This is a genomic window from Succinivibrio dextrinosolvens DSM 3072 (assembly GCF_900167015.1).
GTDB lineage: Bacteria > Pseudomonadota > Gammaproteobacteria > Enterobacterales > Succinivibrionaceae > Succinivibrio > Succinivibrio dextrinosolvens.
Genome location: NZ_FUXX01000045.1, coordinates 1 through 19,177 on the forward strand (window position 1 = coordinate 1; position 19,177 = coordinate 19,177).

The 19,177-nt window shown below is 38.5% G+C and carries 20 protein-coding genes; 10 read left to right on the forward strand and 10 right to left on the reverse strand.

Annotated features, from left to right (window positions below; translation table 11 throughout):
• Positions 1 to 299: 299 nt before the first annotated feature.
• Positions 300 to 611: a hypothetical protein gene (locus B5D46_RS09975; protein ID WP_078929341.1), complete on the forward strand. Its 312-nt coding sequence runs from the start codon at positions 300 to 302 to the stop codon at positions 609 to 611.
• 158 nt (positions 612 to 769) lie between these two features.
• Here the strand turns inward: B5D46_RS09975 and B5D46_RS09980 are convergent, their stop codons facing one another.
• From B5D46_RS09980 to B5D46_RS10000, 5 genes are all read right to left on the reverse strand, one after another.
• Positions 770 to 1,624, reverse strand: coding sequence for an MBL fold metallo-hydrolase (locus B5D46_RS09980; protein ID WP_078929342.1), 855 nt, complete (start codon positions 1,622 to 1,624; stop codon positions 770 to 772).
• The gene (locus B5D46_RS09985; protein ID WP_078929343.1) at positions 1,618 to 2,094 is read right to left on the reverse strand and encodes a MarR family winged helix-turn-helix transcriptional regulator; all 477 of its coding nucleotides are present in this window, start codon (positions 2,092 to 2,094) and stop codon (positions 1,618 to 1,620) included. Before B5D46_RS09985 ends, B5D46_RS09980 begins: the two co-directional genes overlap by 7 nt.
• Before the next feature lie 247 nt (positions 2,095 to 2,341).
• Positions 2,342 to 2,956: a DNA endonuclease SmrA gene (gene smrA / locus B5D46_RS09990; RefSeq protein ID WP_159443092.1), complete on the reverse strand. Its 615-nt coding sequence runs from the start codon at positions 2,954 to 2,956 to the stop codon at positions 2,342 to 2,344.
• Between the two features lie 95 nt (positions 2,957 to 3,051).
• A complete protein-coding gene (locus B5D46_RS09995) occupies positions 3,052 to 4,050 on the reverse strand; it encodes a cobalamin biosynthesis protein (RefSeq protein WP_078929345.1) in 999 nt (332 codons plus the stop codon).
• A gap of 8 nt (positions 4,051 to 4,058) precedes the next feature.
• Positions 4,059 to 4,769 (reverse strand): 5'-methylthioadenosine/adenosylhomocysteine nucleosidase, encoded by a 711-nt coding sequence (locus tag B5D46_RS10000; RefSeq protein WP_078929346.1) that lies wholly within the window; start codon positions 4,767 to 4,769, stop codon positions 4,059 to 4,061.
• 541 nt (positions 4,770 to 5,310) lie between these two features.
• On the opposite strand from B5D46_RS10000, the gene glgC reads away from it, so the two are divergent.
• The 7 genes from glgC to upp all read left to right on the forward strand — a co-directional run bounded on the left by glgC (position 5,311) and on the right by upp (position 12,811).
• A complete protein-coding gene (glgC, locus tag B5D46_RS10005; RefSeq protein WP_078929347.1) occupies positions 5,311 to 6,633 on the forward strand; it encodes a glucose-1-phosphate adenylyltransferase in 1,323 nt (440 codons plus the stop codon).
• A gap of 88 nt (positions 6,634 to 6,721) precedes the next feature.
• Positions 6,722 to 8,080, forward strand: coding sequence for a dGTP triphosphohydrolase (gene dgt / locus B5D46_RS10010; RefSeq protein WP_159443093.1), 1,359 nt, complete (start codon positions 6,722 to 6,724; stop codon positions 8,078 to 8,080).
• Positions 8,081 to 8,179: 99 nt separating this feature from the next.
• Complete coding sequence (locus tag B5D46_RS10015; RefSeq protein ID WP_200805047.1) at positions 8,180 to 9,319, forward strand: 1-acyl-sn-glycerol-3-phosphate acyltransferase; 1,140 nt, start codon at positions 8,180 to 8,182, stop codon at positions 9,317 to 9,319.
• Positions 9,320 to 9,351: 32 nt separating this feature from the next.
• The gene (locus B5D46_RS10020) at positions 9,352 to 9,903 is read left to right on the forward strand and encodes a hypothetical protein (protein WP_143675661.1); all 552 of its coding nucleotides are present in this window, start codon (positions 9,352 to 9,354) and stop codon (positions 9,901 to 9,903) included.
• Between the two features lie 10 nt (positions 9,904 to 9,913).
• Positions 9,914 to 10,477, forward strand: a complete 564-nt coding sequence (locus B5D46_RS10025; RefSeq protein WP_078929350.1) for an FKBP-type peptidyl-prolyl cis-trans isomerase — start codon at positions 9,914 to 9,916, stop codon at positions 10,475 to 10,477.
• Between the two features lie 70 nt (positions 10,478 to 10,547).
• Positions 10,548 to 12,011, forward strand: coding sequence for a tRNA uracil 4-sulfurtransferase ThiI (thiI, locus tag B5D46_RS10030; RefSeq protein WP_078929351.1), 1,464 nt, complete (start codon positions 10,548 to 10,550; stop codon positions 12,009 to 12,011).
• Positions 12,012 to 12,199: 188 nt separating this feature from the next.
• The gene (upp, locus tag B5D46_RS10035) at positions 12,200 to 12,811 is read left to right on the forward strand and encodes a uracil phosphoribosyltransferase (RefSeq protein WP_327192121.1); all 612 of its coding nucleotides are present in this window, start codon (positions 12,200 to 12,202) and stop codon (positions 12,809 to 12,811) included.
• Positions 12,812 to 12,897: 86 nt separating this feature from the next.
• Here the strand turns inward: upp and B5D46_RS10040 are convergent, their stop codons facing one another.
• The 4 genes from B5D46_RS10040 to B5D46_RS10055 are packed head-to-tail and all read right to left on the reverse strand — an operon-like array spanning position 12,898 to position 16,612.
• Complete coding sequence (locus tag B5D46_RS10040; RefSeq protein ID WP_078929353.1) at positions 12,898 to 13,497, reverse strand: alpha/beta fold hydrolase; 600 nt, start codon at positions 13,495 to 13,497, stop codon at positions 12,898 to 12,900.
• 14 nt (positions 13,498 to 13,511) lie between these two features.
• Positions 13,512 to 14,759: an FtsX-like permease family protein gene (locus B5D46_RS10045; RefSeq protein WP_078929354.1), complete on the reverse strand. Its 1,248-nt coding sequence runs from the start codon at positions 14,757 to 14,759 to the stop codon at positions 13,512 to 13,514.
• Positions 14,749 to 15,429, reverse strand: a complete 681-nt coding sequence (gene lolD / locus B5D46_RS10050; RefSeq protein ID WP_078929355.1) for a lipoprotein-releasing ABC transporter ATP-binding protein LolD — start codon at positions 15,427 to 15,429, stop codon at positions 14,749 to 14,751. The genes B5D46_RS10045 and lolD overlap by 11 nt, the downstream gene beginning before the upstream one ends.
• A gap of 1 nt (position 15,430) precedes the next feature.
• Positions 15,431 to 16,612, reverse strand: a complete 1,182-nt coding sequence (locus B5D46_RS10055; protein ID WP_078929356.1) for an FtsX-like permease family protein — start codon at positions 16,610 to 16,612, stop codon at positions 15,431 to 15,433.
• Between the two features lie 416 nt (positions 16,613 to 17,028).
• Between B5D46_RS10055 and B5D46_RS10060 the strand changes: the two genes are divergently transcribed.
• Together B5D46_RS10060 and B5D46_RS10065 are read left to right on the forward strand one after the other, a co-directional pair.
• The gene (locus B5D46_RS10060; protein WP_078929357.1) at positions 17,029 to 18,237 is read left to right on the forward strand and encodes a tetratricopeptide repeat protein; all 1,209 of its coding nucleotides are present in this window, start codon (positions 17,029 to 17,031) and stop codon (positions 18,235 to 18,237) included.
• Between the two features lie 384 nt (positions 18,238 to 18,621).
• Positions 18,622 to 18,849: a hypothetical protein gene (locus B5D46_RS10065; RefSeq protein ID WP_031491375.1), complete on the forward strand. Its 228-nt coding sequence runs from the start codon at positions 18,622 to 18,624 to the stop codon at positions 18,847 to 18,849.
• A 94-nt stretch (positions 18,850 to 18,943) separates the two neighbouring features.
• Here B5D46_RS10065 and B5D46_RS10070 read toward each other — a convergent pair.
• A partial coding sequence (locus tag B5D46_RS10070) for a transposase (RefSeq protein ID WP_143675662.1) occupies positions 18,944 to 19,177 on the reverse strand: 234 nt, incomplete at its 5' end.

The following is a 19,177-nucleotide window of genomic DNA, read 5'->3' on the forward strand; positions in this document are numbered from 1 at the left end:
ATCTTAAGAGAAAATGCCCTTTTTTGTTTAATTTATTTTCTAATATTCACTAGAAGTTTTTCATAAGCCACAGTTTTACTGAAGAACCTTTTTTATTTCTGCCTTTTCAATTTATTTACATCTATTTTTCGACATACATAGCTAATTTGGAAAATAATCTATTAACGGATATTTTTTTAATAGTATTTTAATAATGTTTTTTGTATAAAAAGAGAAGGGCATATAGCCTTGTATTACACTAATACTTAACCAGATTTTAATTCGTTATTACCGTTGCTTTTACTAAGGTGGTGAATTACATGTCCTTTTCAGCTGAGCTATTCGATAATTTACAACCTTCTTCTGATAGAACTGATAAGAAGGATGAATCTTTGTTATCAGTATCTACAAGTGCAATGAATAGTTCTAATGAAATTACTGCTCATAGACGACCAGGCAGACCCAAAACTGGCAAGATGGAAAGGGTAATGTGCTATTTCCCTAAAGAACTGCTTGAGGATATGAATCATTTTTCTGAGAAGGAAATGATAAGTCGTAATGCCTTTATCATTACCAGTATCTTAAAACATGTTAAGGAATTGAAGAAAGAAGAGAAGAAAGATCTTTTGTAAAAAATGTCTGGTATGCTTTTGTATCCTATAGCAGTAATTTTGTATGAAACATACTAGAGCTCATATGAATTAACAGATAGAACTATCCTATTTCCTTGTTATCAAAAATAAAGCCAGCTATGCTGGCTTTCACTCTCTTATTTCTTGGCTATGAGCTTTTATTTATAGGTTTTTATATCTCCCTCGTAAGGGATCCATACGTTTTTGTCGAAATGATGAAATTTTACAAAATCTCTCATGTTTTTTCTTGATACAGTACAGTGATTGATTGCATCCATGTGTACTGCAATAATTTTGCTATTTGGCATTTTTTCTACCATTTTCTTAACATCTTCTGTACCCATAATGATGCCTTCATTGTAGTCCAAAACCTTTGCATACCCGGTATTCATTACAATTAAATCAGGGGTGTATTGTTTTAAAGCTAGATCTGTTAGACCTGTCCAAATTGTATCTCCAATGACAAAGGTTGTTTTCTCATTATTTTTCCTGAATACTATTCCCATGGTGTTCATCATTGCTTCTTTATACAGAGGATCAGCGAAAAGAAGTTCTGGTCCGTGTAATCCTTCGATATGATTTAACATCACACCTTTGAATTCCAGGGAAGATGCAAGAATTCTGACATCTTTAAATCCCTGTTTTTTTATAAAGGTTGCATCTGATTCGTTTTGAACAATAATAGGCATAGTCTTGTCTATTAGTTTGACAGCAATATCATCCCAATGATCAAGATGTGTATGAGTAACAACAACGGCGTCTACATCCTTTAAAATATTTTCTGGGGTATCTGGAAGTTCTAGAATTGGATTTCGTAGTTCGCTGTTGAATGTACCTGCGAAACCCTCATAGTATCCCTTTTCTGCTAACATAGGATCGATCAGGAATGTCACGTCGTTATATCTCAGTTTTCCTGTTGCATTGCGAATGTGCTGATAACTAACTTCCGCATGAGCTATTCCCAAACTTATTCCTGCTAGTAGTATTATTCCTGAAAGTATTTTTTTTAACATATTTTCTCCTTTAAAGATGAATTGAAATAATTTTCGTAGCTTAGGCAAAGTTTCTCCAAACTCTTTTGGAACTGTTCGTACTCCGTTTCGGTAAAGTCTTTAAAGCCAATGTTTATGATTCTAGATAGAACCTTATCAAAATCTTTTTTGGCATTTAGCCCCTTTTCTGTTATTCGGACAATAACCTGCCTTCTATCTTTAGGATTGGCCTTTCTTTCAATCATTCCATTTTTTGAAAGATTATTCAGCAGGACGGTAACTGTGTTTGGGGCTAATCCTGTTTCATTAGCTATTTCGATACAGGTAAGTTCGTTTTTTCTCCACAGAGCTTGAAGTATAAAACTTTGTTCACATGTAAAATCTGTACATCCTATTTCATTGAGGAGCTGATTAAATATTCGGATATTGAACTGCTTAATTTTTGTAATGTCTTTGTTGCAGCTGTAATCGTGATTTTCTTTATATTCCATATTAAATTCTTTATTTAGTTCCAATTAGAAATATTCTATATAGAAGTATTATAGTAGAATTATTCGGAATGTCAAAAAACAAAAGATACTTAAAATCAATCTAATAAATCTATTTTGAAAAAAAATTAGGTAGGTATTGTTAAATTGTAGGAATGAGAATTGTGTAATAAAACTTGGAAGTTGAATTCAGTAAGTCAACATTTGGTCTTGAATAAAAGTCTTATGGACGTTACTGAATCACCTGTATTTATCGTCGCTGAAATTCTTCGCGGTTCTGAATGGATGCCTTATCTCCTTTCTTTAGGATAATACAAACAGCTCCAGTACCCCCCTTCCAAACAGGAGCAGAGTGGAATGCAAGTACGTCAGGTATCTGCTTTAACCAGTGAGCTACATGACTCTTCATCAGGGCCTTTGGATTAGATCTCTCACCTTTACCATGAATGATTAGAATATTTCTGAATTCATGTCTTTTTGCAAAGGCAATAAAATTCATTACTTCATGATATGCCTGCTCAATGGTCTTACCATGCAGATCTATATGATCAGCCTCTGTGTATTCGCCGTGTCTTAGCTTCTGCATAACATATGGCTGAACACCAGGTTTTCTGTACTCAAGTATGTCATTAGGCTGAACCATGTGAACAAATCCTGATGATGCTGAATCAGTTACATCCTCACTCTTTCTGGTTGCAGCTTCCTGTCTGATCTTTGCCAGATCTTTTTCCAATACTTCAGAGGTCTTTTCGATTTTATCCTGGACAATTGGCTTTATATCTCCAGAAATTAAATCTGAAAAAGATTCTGATGTCAGATTTTCTTCTTCAGATAAAAGCTCTAGGAATTCGTTTTTATTACTCATTTCAGTCCCGGTTGAAAAATAAAACATATCAACTGGTCAAATAAGACCAATGATGCATTCTGCAACTAAAACTATTGATTTAAATTGGAAATTAATTAAAAGCTATATAGAAATATACGCAATACTACGCAGATGCAGACGAATAAGATACCACAAAAACGCAGTTTATTATAGAGTTTGAGCGGGGTTGATATTTCAGGTTCATTCTCTCCGCCCAGTCTTGGTAATCTTACAAGCTCTCCCTCATAATATCTTGGACCGCCAAGAGAAACATTGGCAAAACTTCCAAGCATATCCATAACGGCGCAAGAAGATGCGTTAACAAAGGTCTGAAGGTGAGCCTTCATATTAAAGATTATTCTCTTGAATGAGAAAGAAAACATCATCATGATGAAAAGGAGAATAACAGGAGGAATCATCAGGATCTGTTCAAGCTTGTGAACGAAGATACCAAAATTCTCGTTTCTCTTTTCCTTAAGCGAAAATGATCTGTTCATGACAGCAACCAGCTGCATGATAACAGCTCCTTCTAAACCGAGGAGTATGTACCAAACAAGGATGCAGAACCAGTTTGCAAACATTGACATACTGGTAGCTTCTGCCATGGCTTTATTTATTCCCATCTCTGAAAGCATGGAGCAGTCGCGAACCATAATCTCCTGAAGATTCTTTTTGGCTTCATCCTTATTCTGTTCCTCTAAAGAATGTTTTACATTCAAAGTAGTCATGAGTACAGGCTTTGACTCAAGAAGGAAGGGAAGAAGAAGGAGGGAAACAATAACGTCGTGGTTTACAACAAACTTCAGTAAGAAAACAATCAGAAGGGCAATTATGATTATAAAGAAAGGTAAAAATATGCTGGAGAATACAATCTGAGCTTCAGAGTTTTCTTCCTTATTTACCTTTCTTGATATGTTTTCAAAGAATGGCTTTAAGCTTGAGATTCTCAAGGTTTTCCCGATTGGCAGAATAATCTCCAGAAGCATGGCAGTCAGCAAAGTGATTGCCGGATACTCGAGTATTGAGAAGAATGTGCTCAGGACATCAAGAAATGATGCTTCCTTTGCTGCATTTATAATCTGCTCAACGGGCATAAAGCCTCCTACAGCATTTTGATCATTGCCAATACAAGTTTAGCACTGTTTTCTGATGCTGATTTTACATTAAAGTCGTAGGTTCCTGTTTCCTGTTCATCTGCAGAATCTGATACAGAGCGGATAATAATGAATGGAATCTTGAAGTTGGAAGCAATCTGAGCAATAGGAGCTCCTTCACACTCAGTAACCATAGCCTGAGGGAAGTTCTTCAGGATTTCCTCTTTCAACTCTGGGGTATTGATGAACTGGTCTCCAGAAATAATCAGACCCTTTTTAATATGATCTTTAAGGTTAGGAATTGTTGATGCTGCAATCTCAGCCTTTGCTATCATCTCTGGGCTTGCATTGAAAACAGCCTCTTCGCCAGCCATCTGACCAATCTTATATCCGAATGGAGTGAAGTCTGCGTCGTGATATGAAACACTGGTAGAGAACACAATATCATTGAGCTTAAGTTCCTTTGACATGGAACCTGCAATACCAGAGTTAATTACGTAATTAACATTGAAATTAGAAATCAGAAGAGCTGTATCTGCAGCAGCCTTTGCTTTGCCGATACCTGAACGTGAAACTACTACTTCTTTTCCGTCTTCAGTTTCGCCCTCATAAAACTTAAAAGGACCGATTTCTTTGGTTGTGTATTTTGTTAGTTTGGATAAGAGATAATCTGTCTCTTCATCCATCGCACAGATAATACCAATCTTCATAAATTTCATGTTGAACCTCTGATAAATCAGAGTGTTCAGCCTCCGTTTAAAGGTTAAATTCTGAATGGAATTCTATATTAAAGATTTCTTTCCATTACTCTAATTATTAGCAGTAACTCTATGACAAATAATAAGAATACTGCTCTTTTATGGCTCAATTCTATCAGTTCTTGAGTTATTTGTCTTTTTATTAGACGTAATTAACACTTTATGACTTATGAGATTTTTGTCTTAAAACTTCAATCAGAGAAATAATTACTTAATTTTAAAAGATAAAAATTTAGCTAAGTTCTGCAGCATATAAAATCAATATATTATTCTGCAGATTGCTGGTTGTTAAAATTTGTGAACGAGTTCAATACAATATCCAAATAAGTGGTAGAAATCGTAATAAAAAAATCTAAAGATATTATATAGATAATATTATTTCAGACGAGATCTCAAAAAAAAACATCACTTCTTCAAAAAAATAATCAGAAGTTTACAATTGAGTATAGAAAACTATATATAAATTATGTGTGACAAAAATATCTTTTTTTAGGGGACAAAAATGCAAAATGCTCGTGAAGTCGTCAGACAGACGATGGCTTTGGTTTTAGCTGGCGGTAGAGGTAGTCGACTGAAAGCTTTAACAGATACCAGAGCTAAACCATCTGTATATTTCGGTGGTAAATTCAGAATTATCGATTTCGCTTTATCTAACTGCGTAAATTCAGGTATCACAGGTATTGGTGTTGTTACACAGTATAAGTCACACAGTTTGTTACGTCACCTTCAGGCAGGTTGGTCATTCTTCAGAAACCAGATGAATGAGTACATTGACTTCTTACCTGCATCACAGCGTCTTGATGAGGAACACTGGTATCAGGGTACCGCTGACGCTATTTTCCAGAACGTTGATATTATCAAGGATCACAAACCAAAGTATGTGCTGATTCTTGCAGGTGACCATATCTACAAGATGGACTATTCATTACTGATTATGGACCATATCAGAATGGGAAGTCCTCTTACTGTTGCTTGTATTCCTGTTCCTCGTGAGCAGGCTAAGGCCTTTGGTGTTATGAATGTTGACAGTAACAATCTTGTTACCGAGTTCGTTGAGAAACCAGAGAATCCACCTGCAATGCCAACCAACCCATACATGAGCCTTGCTTCAATGGGTATTTACGTATTCGATGCTGAATTCCTGTACGAGGTTCTTGCCAAGGATGCTGCAACCAAGGGTTCACACCGTGACTTCGGTATGGATATTATCCCTCAGCTTGTTGCTCAGCATAAGGTTCATGCTCATGACTTCTCCAAGTCATGCATCCGCAACAGTGGAAACAAGGAAATCGTTTACTGGAGAGACGTTGGAACCATTGACGCATACTGGGAAGCTAACATGGATATCGCATCCATCGAGCCTCAGCTGGATATTTATGATTTCAACTGGCCTATCTGGACTAACCAGATTCAGTTACCACCTGCAAAGCTTGTTCAGGATATCAGTGGTGCATCAACCATTTTCAGAAATTCTGTAGCTTCAGCTGGATGTATTATTTCTGGTTCTTCAATTAACCAGACTCTATTATTCAATTCATGTCGAGTTCATTCTAACTGCTTCATTTCAGAATCAGTGATTATGCCATTCTGTATTATTCACCGTGCATGCCGTCTGACCAAGGTGGTTATGGATCGTGGCTGTGAGTTACCTCGTGGCATTATCATCGGTGAGGATGCTGCTCTTGATGCTAAGCGCTTCTACCGTTCTGAAGGCGGTGTTACTCTGGTTACCCGTGCAATGCTTACCAAGCTTCGTCAGACTGAACCTGAACTGTTTGAGGATTTTGATAACTATAAGGCACCTGTTGCTATGCCTTCATACTAATCTGAAGTAGTTTATGAATATAAATGAAATAACTGATCGTCTCTTTTGTGCCAAGCGCCAAAGGGGCGATTTTTTTTCTGAGGGGCCAATGCTCAAAGAGCTGGCCTCTCTGGATTTTTCACCTTTTGGAGTAGAGCAGGATCGTCTTAAGATTGCAATGTGCGCTCCGTTAAGACGTCTGCAGCAGAAAACTCAGGTTTTTCCTCTGGATGTTAAAGCCGCATCCAGAAACCGTCTTACTCATTCTCTTGAAGTTGCCGAGTATACCCGTCTTATTGCCTATGAACTTGTAAATCAGGTAAAGGAAGTTGATCTTCTTCCGATTCTAAGTCCAATGGTAAGCTGTCTTCATAATGCGGCAATTATTCACGATATCGGTAATCCTCCTTTTGGTCATTTTGGCGAGTCCCTTATCAGAGAGTGGTTAAAAAAAGCAGTTAACACTGAGCATGTAAGCTCTGAGATATCTGATTTTGAAAAGGATGATCTTCTAACATTCAACGGAAATGCACAGGGCTTAAGACTGGTTAATTCAATTCAGAATCTGAATCTTACCTTAGGTCAGTATGCATCTGTTATCAAGGTACCATATACCATCAAAGAACTTCTTTTAGGAAAGGGTAAAGGCGAGTCCGGTAATGGAATTCAGGGCGATTTCTATTCATGGTCATACTCTAATGCTGGTGTTTTCCTTTCAGAGAAACATCTTTTAGATGCAATCAGAGAAGGCTGCAACCGCGATACAAGACATCCTTTTGCAACCATTATCGAATACTCCGATGATCTTGCATATGTCCTGGCAGATCTTGAAGATGCCTTTGACCGTAACATGGTCAACAAGTACATGATCATAAGATTATGTGAGCGCATTTCTGAGTATCCTGAACTTAATGAGCTTCAGTCTCATCTTGAACCAGAAAAGGTAAGAGCACTGTTCAAACAGGGAAAGACCGAGGCTCTCTTCTATTTAAGAGAAGTTATTTCCTATTTCTATATAAGAGATTTCTGTGCATCAATAGCCAATAATCTTGAGCACTTTTTAAACACAGGTGAACCTGATTTCTCCTTTGGAGATTATCCTGGAATAACAGTTCTGAAGATGCTGAAGGACTTTGAATATACAGCAGTATACAATCACTTTGAGGTTCAGACTCTGGATCTTTCAGGCGCAAGCTATATAAGAGGACTGTTTGGTGCCTATGAACATCTTCTGACACAGTCTCCTGATGATTTTTCAAAGGAGCTTGTTGCAGCAGGAGGTGAGCCTTTCTGCATGAGAATTGCCTCAAGAATTTCCAGAAGGCATAAGCTTGCCTACCGTCAGGCCTGTCAGGAAAATAACTTCAGTGAGATGTACCTGCGTATAAGATTGCTTGTTGATTATATCTCTGGAATGACTGATACATTTGCCGCTTCAGAGTATCGTGTTTTAAATGGCATTCACTAAATGCAAATTGGTGCGTATTTTGCTAGAATATAGCCAAAATTTTAACTGAATTATAAAAACATCAAAATTTTAACTGAATTATAAAAACATATAATCAAAATGACTACAGAAACTAACGATATAAATAAAATCACCTCAAATGATCCTGTATTCGATGACATCAGACCATGTCGTGACGACGAGGTACAGTCAGAGCTGAACAAAATCATTTCAGATGAGATGGTTATCAACAGCATTTTAAGATTCAGATATCCAATCTTCTCAAAGAAGTTTGGTTTTCTGTTAAAGCCTTTTGTTAAAGCTTATCTGAAGAACAAGGTTTCAAAAATAACCACCATCAGACAGTTCCAGGAAATGGTTTCATCCTTCATGAAGAAGGTAGTTGATTCAACCACAGACGGTGTTGAGCTGGTTGGCTTTGACAAGCTTGAAAAGAATAAGGGTTATCTGTTTATATCAAATCACAGAGACATTTCCCTGGATCCTGCATTTATCGATCTGGCTCTGTTTTTATCTGGTCGTGATACTGTTCGTATTGCTATCGGCGATAATCTGTTAAGACTACCTGCTGCAACCTCTCTTATGAGATTAAACCGCAGCTTCATTGTTCGCAGATCAATCGAAGCTCCTCGTGAGAAGCTGAAGGCATTAACCCATCTATCAAATTACATCGGTCTTTCTATCGAAGAAGGTATTTCAATCTGGATCGCTCAGAGAGAAGGTCGTGCCAAGGATGGCAATGATAAGACCGAAGATGCAGTACTAAAGATGATTTCTCTGTACGGCCGTCAGAAGAAACAGGATTTCAAGGAGTATATGAGCTCTTTAAATATTGTTCCTGTATCTATTACCTATGAATACGATCCAAACGATCTTGCAAAGGCTAAAGAGCTGTACGAGAAAGAGAAGAATGGCGAGTACAAGAAGGACGAGTTTGAAGATATTGATACTATCACTCGTGGTATTCGCGGATATAAAGGTCACGTCAAGCTGGTTGCAGGCGAGCCTATTACCGGTGGATTTGAAACTGCAGAAGAGCTTTCTGCCATAATTGACAAGTTTGTATGGAATAATTATGAATTATATCCATCAGCTTTAATCAGTGCTGGTGTAACCGATGGTATCAGCGATTCTGACAAGGAGAAATTTGAAAGCAGAATTGCTTCATATCCTGAGTATCTGCGCGACAGAATTAAGGCAATGTACGCCGCACCATTCTATAATAAGGACAGAAGTTAATGTTTAACCCAGTGTTTAACAAGGACGGTTCTGTGAGTTATTTCAGAGTATGTTGTCTTATTACGGCAATAAGCTGCCTCATCTGCGGCTGTGTCATGAAGTCTTCAAAGCCTGATGATCTTTCTGATATCCAGGCCCAGAAGACCGCACTTCTTGCTGAAGAGGATTCTACGGAAGAGGTTAATTCTCTTGAAATTAGAGAAAAGGCTGTTGCAGAACTAGCCCAGAACACTGAGTTTATGCAGACATGCGGAACATTAGACAGAAGCTATGATAACTGTGTTGTAGAGCTTTCAGATGATTTAAAGCCATATTATTCAATGGATCTTGATTCATCAGATGACGGATACAGCCTGATTCTTAAAGCTACTGATAATAATACAGATACCTGCCGTCTTTTTGAGTCCAACAGTAATGGTGAACTTATCGGACTTAATGAGCAGGGCGAATCTGATAAAAATTGTCTTTTAGACTTGGCAAACGGGGAGAATAACTTTAAAGTATCCCGAGATACAGATAACAAGTCAGGACAGAGTGCTCCTTCTGGACTTGCTCCAATTGTTAAGCACTTAACCAATAGATAATGAGGAATTTATGAAGATTGCAAAAGATACTGTCGCAACCTTAAGCTATACCGTAACAGAGACAAATGGTCAGGTTGTAGGCAGAACTGAACCAGGTCAGCCAGTAACAGCTCTTATTGGACATCGTTTTCTGGTTAAAGGTCTGGAACAGGCTCTTTTAGGTCACGAGAAGGGGGATGAGTTTGCTATTACCCTTGAGGCAAAGGATACCTACGGTGAAATCGACAAGTCTCTGATTCAGACTATCGACAGAAAACTTTTCGGTGATTTTGAAATCGCAGTTGGCAATGTTTTTGAGGCAGACTCAGAGCAGGGCCCAATGGCTGTTGTAGTAAAAGAGATCAAGGATGACGTGGTTATTGTTGACGGTAATCATCCACTTGCAGGTAAGACATTAAACTTCCTAATCGTTGTTGAAGATGTAAGAGAAGCAACTGAAGAGGAAATTAAACACGGTCATGCTCATGTTGACGGTCACTGCCCATCTGAGCACCACCACTGCTGCCATGGTCATCACCATGATGACGAAGATGGCGAGCACGAGTGTCATTGCCACAAGCACGATCACGAATAATTACGCTTTGTGATTTTTTTCTGGCTCCATTGCATGGAGCCTTTTGCGTATTTAATTACTTGAGTTTTCTATGAAATTTATTGTTAGACTGTTCCCTGAAATTTCAATCAAGAGCAAGCCTGTTCGTACAAGACTGATTAAGCTTGTTAAGCAGAACATTGTTAATGTCTGCAAGCATCATAACATCAAGGTTAATGCCCTTGCTCAGTGGGATAAGGTCATCGTTGTCTTTAATGATGAGGAACATCCTGTTTCAAAGGAACAAGCTATTACAGAGCTGTCAAGAATTCCTGGTATTCATTCCTTCATGGAGGTTAACGAATACCCATTCACTAATCTTGATGATCTTTTCGAAACCATTAAAGACAAGGTTGGTCCATCTATCTGTGATAAGACCTTTGCTGTAAGAATCAAGCGCAAGGGCAATCATGAGTTCAATTCTCAGCAGGCAGAACGTGTAATCGGCGGTAAGTTCAAGGCAGCCTTCCCTAACAAGGGCGTATGTCTTGATAACCCAGAGGTTATGGTTCATATCGAGATTGAGAATCAGACAGCTTATTTATCAGGTGAGAAGTATCTTGGTATCGGCGGTTATCCTGTAGGATCACAGGGTGATGTTTTCTCTTTAATTTCAGGTGGTTTTGACAGCGGTGTTTCAACCTACAATGTGCTTCATCGCGGATGCAGAGTTAATTACCTGTTCTTCAACATGGGCGGTACAGCACATGAAATCGGTGTTAAGCAGGAAGCCTATTTTATCTGGGATCGCTTTGCTTCATCTCACAGAGTTCGTTTTGTAACTATCCCATTTGAGCCTATTGTAGGTCAGATTCTGGAGAGAACTCATCATGGTGTAAGAGGTGTAATTCTTAAGCGCATGATGATGAGAGTCGGTTCTCTTGTTGCCAAGAAGTTTGATGCTGAAGCTCTGGTTACCGGTGAGTCATTAGGTCAGGTTTCAAGTCAGACTCTACGCAATCTGAATCATATTGATGATGTCTGTGATGTTTTACTGCTGCGTCCACTGGTTACTGCAGACAAGCAGGATATCATTGATAAATCAAGAGAAATTGGAACAATCGGTTTTGCTGAATCAATGCCAGAGTACTGTGGCGTAATTTCAGACCATCCAAACGTATGTCCAACCGCAACCTTCGTTGAAGAGGAAGAGGCAAAGATGGATGCAGATCTGGTTCAGAAGGCCTTTGAGTCAATGAGGGTTGTGGATATTAACGACATTCCAACAGACACCTCAAAACTAAAGACTGAGATTGAGGTTGTCAGTGAGCTGTCAAAGTCAGATGTTATTCTGGATGTAAGAGCTCCAGATGATGTTGAGAAGTCTCCTTTGACTGGCTTTGATAACGAAGTTATCTGCATGCCGTTCTATAAGACAGCCAGTGATTTCCATAATCTTGATCAGTTAAAGACCTATGCTTTATTCTGTGATCAGGGTGTTATGAGCACCATGCAGGCTAAACAGCTGAAGGAAAAAGGTTATCACAACGTTAAGGTTTTCAGACCAGAGCGTTAATTTTTTAAGATCCTGCTTTTTTTAAGGGCAGGATTTTTTTTGTATACGTATTACATATATCGGCAAATAATCTTTTTTTTGCCGGATATGCTGATACAATGCGTGTGACGAAAGTCATTTTCAAGCGATCAATATCGTATCTATAAAAAGAGAGAGAGATATTCATGTCAGAATCAAATGTATTTATTATGGACCATCCTCTGATCCAGCATAAGATTGGTTTTATCAGACGTAAGGAAACCGGCACCAAGGAATTCCGTAATATGATCAGCGAAATTGCTATGCTGATCTGCTATGAGGCTTCAAGACATCTTGAGCTGGTAGACGTAGATATTGAAACTCCAATCTGCAAGACAACTGTAAAAGAACTAGCTGGTCCAAAATTATGCGTTGTACCTATTCTAAGAGCCGGTCTTGGCATGGTTGAGGGTATCTTAAATCTTCTGCCTGCTGCTAAGGTTGGTCACATCGGTTTATACCGTGATCCTGAAACCTTAAAGCCTGTTGAATATTTCTGCAAACTACCTCAGGACTGTGAGGAGAGAGAAGTATTCGTTGTTGATCCAATGCTTGCTACCGGTGGTTCTGCTTCTGCTGCAATTACCATGTTAAAGAAGCGTGGCTGTAAGCACATCAGCTTCCTATGCGTACTTGCAACTCAGGAAGGTATTGACCGTCTGACTCACGATCATCCAGATATCAGTATCTTTATCGGTATCAAAGATAAGCAGCTAAATGAGAAGGGCTATATTGTTCCTGGTCTGGGCGATGCTGGAGACCGTATCTTCGGAACTCTATAATAAAATAGAGCAAAACCAGAATACTAAAGCGGCACCTACACGGTGTCGTTTTTGTATCGACTAAAGAATTGAGCTAATTATACAAATTATCTGTGAGTTCTAATCCAGTCATCAAGAAATTTCAGCTGTTCTTCTGTATGAAACCAGTGCTCTCCGTTTTTCATTACCGTTAGGCTTGAGTTATTCTTCTTTGCAAAAGCCTTTAAGGAATCTTCTGAAACGATATTATCCTGACTTCCATATAGCATATGTGTAGGAATATTCCATTTTATAGAGTGCTCTCTTACATAGCTCAGATAATCCCAGCTGAGGTCTTCTCCAAAATCTGTATGAATGATCTTTTCTTTTTCAAGCTGTTCTTCTGATACATTGGCCCATGACATCATTCTGATGATGAGCTCTTCCATATCAACTATTGGAGAGATGAAGTACGCTTTAGAGAGCTGATTATTCAGATCCGCATTAAGGCTGAAGAAAGCGCCAATACTGTTGGCTATAAGAATTATTTCTGAATATTTATTTTTGAGAATTTCAACCTTGGAATGGATCTCCTTTCCTGTATCCCAAGGCGTGAATGATTTGTAATCAAGGCCTATAACATCGGAATCCTGGAACAGGGGCCTGTAGTGTTCACTTTCATCAGGAGAGCCGTTTTTTCCGTGAATATACAGTACAACCTTGTTCATTATTTGTCCTTTTGCTAGATATTCAGCTCCTGTGCCGGCTGGATTTTAGATGCTCTCTTAGCAGGGTAGACTGAAGCAAGGAAGCTCATCAGGATTGCACAGAATACCACTATTACAACATCGAATACCTGAAGCTGTGATGGAACATAATTTATAAAATATATGTCCTCGTTTAACAGCTCTATACCGAACCACTGTTTGAAGTGTGAGGTTACATAAGGGGTGAAATAGGAGAGCAGACAGCCAAGAATCGTTCCGTAAATACATCCTCTTACAGCTGAGAAAATTCCCATTAGCGTAAAGCTTCTGACAATCAGTTTCTTAGATGCTCCCATAGTCATGAGAATAGCAATCTCATGTCTTTTTTCACTTACTGCCATAATCAGGTTGGACACAATATTAAAGCATGATACGGCGATAACCAGAATCATGGCTATATACATGATTGTTCTAACCATATGAATGTCTGAATAGAGCTTTCCCTGAGTATCCATCCACACAGAAACATCATGCGCATCCCGAACATAGGCTGTAGCCTCGTTAATAATTTCACGGGCCTCAAGCATGTTATCTACACCAATATGGAAGGTGTTTGGATGAGATAGTCCTGAAATCTCCCTGGCACTTTCGATATTTATAAATGCAAGGTTACCGTCTATCTGACCGCCAGTTTTGAAGATACCTGCGATTCTGAATGTGTTTACAGTAACAGAACTGAGTCCATTGTTTGCAACTTCAGCATTGATTGAAGAGAGGTTAATCTCATCGCCGGTTTTAAGATTCAGTTTTTTTGCAATGCCGTTTCCCAGAATAACCTTAGGCAGTTCATCATCGTTATTTAAAACAGTAATCCTGCAGTTCATGAAGTTCTCAAGCTTGATGACCTTTCCTTCATTTTCAAGATCTATTCCCATCACAGCTGCTGGAGCAAACTGTGTTCCGGAGCTGAATGCTCCGTTGATGGAGATAACAGGGGATACCGCAGTGACATGCGGTGTCTGTCGAATTGTCTCTATATCCTGATCAACATTATGAAAACCACCGTTATCGTAAGCTTTGATTTCACCTGCCGGTATTAATGACAGAACACGGTTATTAAGCTCCTTCTCAAAGCCGTTCATGGCTGAGAGACCAAGGATCAGCGCACATACACCAACACAGATGCCTGAGGTGGTGGCAATGGAGATGAACTTTGCCAGGGCTCCGTAACGCTTTGATTTCAGGAAGCGGAGCGCAAGCTGAACACTAAGACTAGTTCGCATCGATTACTCCGTCTTTCATCTGATAGACTCTGTCGCATTTTGCTGCAAGAGAATTGTCATGTGTAACCATAACTACAGCTATGTGTTCCTTTCTTACAAGGTCTGTGAACAGAGCAAATATATCCTGAGCGTTCTGAGCATCAAGGTTACCTGTTGGTTCGTCGGCTAAAATAAGATCCGGATGATGGGCCAGAGCTCTTGCAATGGCAACACGCTGTCTTTCACCGCCAGAAAGTTCTGAGGGTCTGTAGTTCAGACGATGTGAAAGACCAACCTTTTCAAGATTCTCTTTCGCTGTTCTGGTTGCAGTTTCCACATCGGTACCACCGATTAAAAGCGGCATCATCACATTCTCCATGGCTGTGAAATCGCCAAGCAGATGATGGAACTGATAAACGAAGCCAAGGTTCTTGTTACGGAACTGGGCCTTCTGATTTGCAGAAAAGCCACTCAGATTCTGTCCGTTGAAAATAATGTCACCGCTTGTCTGTGTGTCAAGTGTGCCCAGAATATGGAGCAGGGTACTTTTACCTGAACCTGATTTTCCGATAATAGCGGTTATTTCATCTGAGTAGATGTCCAGATTAACCTTTTTAAGAACGCAGGTATTAACCTTACCTTCAACATAGGTTCTGGTTATATCTTTTGCCTGTAGGATAATATTGCTCATTTTAGCCTCTACTTAGATGGGTAACAGGATCAGTTGCTGCTGCTCTGACTGCAGGATAAAGAGTGCAGAGCAGACTCATCATAACTGAGCCTAAACCAATAATCAGAATGTTGGTTAATTCAATTGAAACAGGGAGTGTTCCAAAGCTTCCGGTGTTGCTCATCATGTCGGAAACATAATAGGTAAGAGGAATTCCCAGGATAATTCCTAAGACTGTTCCAATAACACCAACAAATATTCCCATGAGCAGGAAGATATTGAGAATACGGAGATTGCTCAATCCCATGGTCTTAAAAATTGCGATTTCTGTTAATCTCGAACTTACCACCATGGCAAGTGCAGAGATAATATTGAATGAAGCCACTACAATGACAAGACAAAGCATGATGGTCATGGTCAGTTTCTCCATGGCTACAGCCTTGAAGAACTCTCCCTGAACTGAGGTCCAGTCGGTGAAGTTAAGTCCCATTGCCTTAAGCTTTGGAGTAACACTGTCAATTACAAAAGGGTCTGTAAGCCAGATTCTGTAGCTGTTTGCCTGAGCAGGCATCCTGAAGAATCTTCTAACATCATCATAGTTGCCGACAGCACTGTCGAGTGCGGTTGAGTTTGCTGAGCTGTAGTACTTTTTAAGAGTAAAGATTCTCTGTGTTGGGGTAAGCCCCATAGGAGTGTATCTGGCATTCAGCGTACTTATAAGCTTTACACCGGTATTAAGCTTCAGATCATTTCTTATATAAAGTGCAGCCTCGGCATTGAGCTCAAAGCTTCCCTTTGGAGGCACGGAAATAAGCTTCAGATCTTTTCTCTCATAGCCATTTGCATAGGTGATGTTTGAATCATCCAGACCCTGCAGATTGATAAGAGCAAGAGAGTTCTTGCTCTGCATTAATGTCTGAGCCTGAACAAAAGGAGCAGCTGCAACAACATTCTTTAACTTAAGAATTTCTGGAATACTGTTCTGAGATGTTTCAACAACAATGTGAGGGGTATCTGAGAGAACTGACTTTTTCAGCCTGTTCTGCAGTCCCTGCATAATAGATGTGTCGACAATAAGTGCTGCAACACCTATGGCAATTCCAACGGTAGAAAGAATAGCTACAAACTTAGCGAATTTATGTGCTTTGCTGTTGAGGCCGTATTTTAGGGCAATAGCAAAGGTTAGTGGATGGAATAATTTCAACTTCAATCCTGTTTTATTTGTCAATTTTTTAGAGTGTATATTTTACTCCATTCTGAGGCTTGAACTGTTCATTTTCTAAACTTTTTGTCTTTCTGTGACCCATTAGGAATGCAACCTGTGCAGATCATAGTCTCCAAATTCTGTTCCTCTTTCGGGAGCAGTGAATGTCAGATTGCTGATTAAATTCACGGCCTCACATCAGGATATCATTTCAGTCATATTGACTAATCTGCATTTCCTGCTTGAGCTTTTCAAGAAGGATTCTTGCCTGAGGTGTAAGCGGAAGGTTTTCATGAAAAGGATTTTCCTATTATCGGTTTCGAGTTTTTTAGAATCTGCATAGCTAATATATTTATCATAATCGCATTCTATAATCTCTCGAATATAGTCTTTGCAAAAATAATATAAGGAAAATCATGAAGAAATTAATATTTCTTGTAGGTATGAATCTTTTTTCATATTGCTGTTATGCCGATAATCTCCTGAGTACTCTATTTAATCAGGAAGCAGTAGAAACAGAAAAAAGTGACAGTAAATTATATGGCTTATCTCCAGAAACACTGGAAAAATTATGTTTAACGGAAAACAATTTCAATGCCTGTACTGCTGCCGGTGAGAAATTTTCGGACGTTAACTCTGTGTACAAGAACTACAGAAAAGCTCAAACTGTTTTTGAAAAAGGATGCTCTCTCAAATACGGAAAAAGCTGCGCTGAGCTGGGGCAGTTTTATGAAAAGAAACTCCTGGATGATAACAATTTCTCTGATGCGGTTAAAGCCTATAAAAGAGGATGTTCATTTAATCACGCCTATTCGTGTTACAGATTAGGAAATGCTCTGAGAAAAGAAACAGCAAAAGTTAATAAAGATTCATACCAGGCATATAAAAAGAGCTTTGAATTAGCTTCAGAAGGATGTGACCTCAATAAAGGTGAAGACTGTTTTGTAAAAGGAAACTTATATTCTTACGGAAAACTGGAAAAAGCAGATTATCAAAAAGCTAATATCTATTATGAAAAGGCCTGTAAATTTAATGAGGGTAAGGGCTGTACTAATTTAGGCACCTCGTATGAATCTGGAGAAGGTGTAAATCAGGATGTTAAGCTGGCTAAAACGTATTATGAAAAGGGATGTACGCTAGAGGATAACATTGGTTGCGGAAATCTTGGGCTTTTATATTTAAATGGCAAGAATGTAAAACAGGATTTTCAAAAAGCTAAAACCTATTTCGAAAAAGCCTGCGACTTGAACGAAGGAAATGGCTGTGGAAATCTTGGATATTTATATGAAAAAGCTCTAGGGGTAAAACAGGATTTAGTACAGGCAAAAAACTATTATGAAAAAGCCTGTGAACTGAATTCCGGAACCGGCTGTGTTAATCTGGGATCATTTTATGATTACGGAAAAAGTGTAAAACAGGATCTCTATAAAGCGGAGTCCTATTATAAAAAATCGTGTGAACTGAATATGGCTTTTGGATGTTTTAATTTGGGCGTTATGTATGAAAAACGCGGAAAGGAAAGCCAATATTATCAGTTTTCAGGAGAATTCTATGGAAAAGCCTGTAATTTGGGCTTGCAGGATGGCTGTAACGAATATAAAAGGCTGAATAAACATGAGGATTAAGCTGACAAACGTTTAAGCTTTTTATATTCAGTTTTTTTCTTCTGTATATAAAAAGTTACATCAGGATTTTTTATAATTATATGGAGGCACTTTTTATAAAATCTTGCGTGTAACATCATGAAAAAAGTGAAAAAAATCCTATCAGGAATAATTGCTATTATTTGAATTTAAGCAAAATTCTCTTAAGAATAAATAAGTAAAATGTGTGATGTTCCTTTGAGTTTAGATCCTTGTTATATATCACAAAATTTCTTAAATTCATAACTTATATTATAGTTATGGTTTTGTCACACTTTATTATAAGAATTCACTCATTTTCCTGTACTACTCTTAAAGAAAACACATGTTTGTCAGTTTTTTTACAGCAAATATTGGAGCGGAAAGATGGAAAATATATCGAATATTGAGTTTGAACACGAGAAAAACAGAAGAATTCGCAATCTAAAAATCTTTAACCTGACCTTAGAGAGCTTCATGGTTAAGATTACCCCTGAGATGTCAAAGTTGTACAACGACTATATCAACTGCAAGATTGATATCGGTAATTATTGCGATCGGATCTTTGAGCTTTTAAAGAACGGTTCAAACAGGAAGTTCAATATTGAAGCCTAACCGCATGTATATGATCTTATAGTTTTTTAAGGTTCATCCGTGAATCTGTGGAAAGCCCTGATTTGAATATAATAAAATTCATCAGGGCTTTCTTCTATCCAATCGTCGGGATTGGAGTAAACTTTCCTCTGAATGCACTTCTTATTCTTAAAAAGAAATAATCTAAATCTCTGTACCCATAGGCTACACGCTTTAGAACCTTTATCTTGTTATTTATACATTCCAGAACACTTGTCCTGATATGGTAGATGCCGGCATTGGTAATGCCGTCTCTGTAGTGGTCATTCTGACTCTTAGCAAATTTCATTATTTCCTCAACACCAGAGGA

Bases quoted from the DNA above. Each gene is read 5' to 3' on its own strand.
- B5D46_RS09975 (WP_078929341.1), top strand. From the start codon at position 300: ATGTCCTTTTCAGCTGAGCTATTCGATAATTTACAACCTTCTTCTGAT.
- B5D46_RS09980 (WP_078929342.1), bottom strand. From the start codon at position 1,624: ATGTTAAAAAAAATACTTTCAGGAATAATACTACTAGCAGGAATAAGT.
- B5D46_RS09985 (WP_078929343.1), bottom strand. From the start codon at position 2,094: ATGGAATATAAAGAAAATCACGATTACAGCTGCAACAAAGACATTACA.
- smrA (WP_159443092.1), bottom strand. From the start codon at position 2,956: ATGAGTAATAAAAACGAATTCCTAGAGCTTTTATCTGAAGAAGAAAAT.
- B5D46_RS09995 (WP_078929345.1), bottom strand. From the start codon at position 4,050: ATGCCCGTTGAGCAGATTATAAATGCAGCAAAGGAAGCATCATTTCTT.
- B5D46_RS10000 (WP_078929346.1), bottom strand. From the start codon at position 4,769: ATGAAATTTATGAAGATTGGTATTATCTGTGCGATGGATGAAGAGACA.
- glgC (WP_078929347.1), top strand. From the start codon at position 5,311: ATGCAAAATGCTCGTGAAGTCGTCAGACAGACGATGGCTTTGGTTTTA.
- dgt (WP_159443093.1), top strand. From the start codon at position 6,722: ATGCTCAAAGAGCTGGCCTCTCTGGATTTTTCACCTTTTGGAGTAGAG.
- B5D46_RS10015 (WP_200805047.1), top strand. From the start codon at position 8,180: ATGACTACAGAAACTAACGATATAAATAAAATCACCTCAAATGATCCT.
- B5D46_RS10025 (WP_078929350.1), top strand. From the start codon at position 9,914: ATGAAGATTGCAAAAGATACTGTCGCAACCTTAAGCTATACCGTAACA.
- thiI (WP_078929351.1), top strand. From the start codon at position 10,548: ATGAAATTTATTGTTAGACTGTTCCCTGAAATTTCAATCAAGAGCAAG.
- upp (WP_327192121.1), top strand. From the start codon at position 12,200: ATGGACCATCCTCTGATCCAGCATAAGATTGGTTTTATCAGACGTAAG.
- B5D46_RS10040 (WP_078929353.1), bottom strand. From the start codon at position 13,497: ATGAACAAGGTTGTACTGTATATTCACGGAAAAAACGGCTCTCCTGAT.
- B5D46_RS10045 (WP_078929354.1), bottom strand. From the start codon at position 14,759: ATGCGAACTAGTCTTAGTGTTCAGCTTGCGCTCCGCTTCCTGAAATCA.
- lolD (WP_078929355.1), bottom strand. From the start codon at position 15,429: ATGAGCAATATTATCCTACAGGCAAAAGATATAACCAGAACCTATGTT.
- B5D46_RS10060 (WP_078929357.1), top strand. From the start codon at position 17,029: ATGAAGAAATTAATATTTCTTGTAGGTATGAATCTTTTTTCATATTGC.
- B5D46_RS10065 (WP_031491375.1), top strand. From the start codon at position 18,622: ATGGAAAATATATCGAATATTGAGTTTGAACACGAGAAAAACAGAAGA.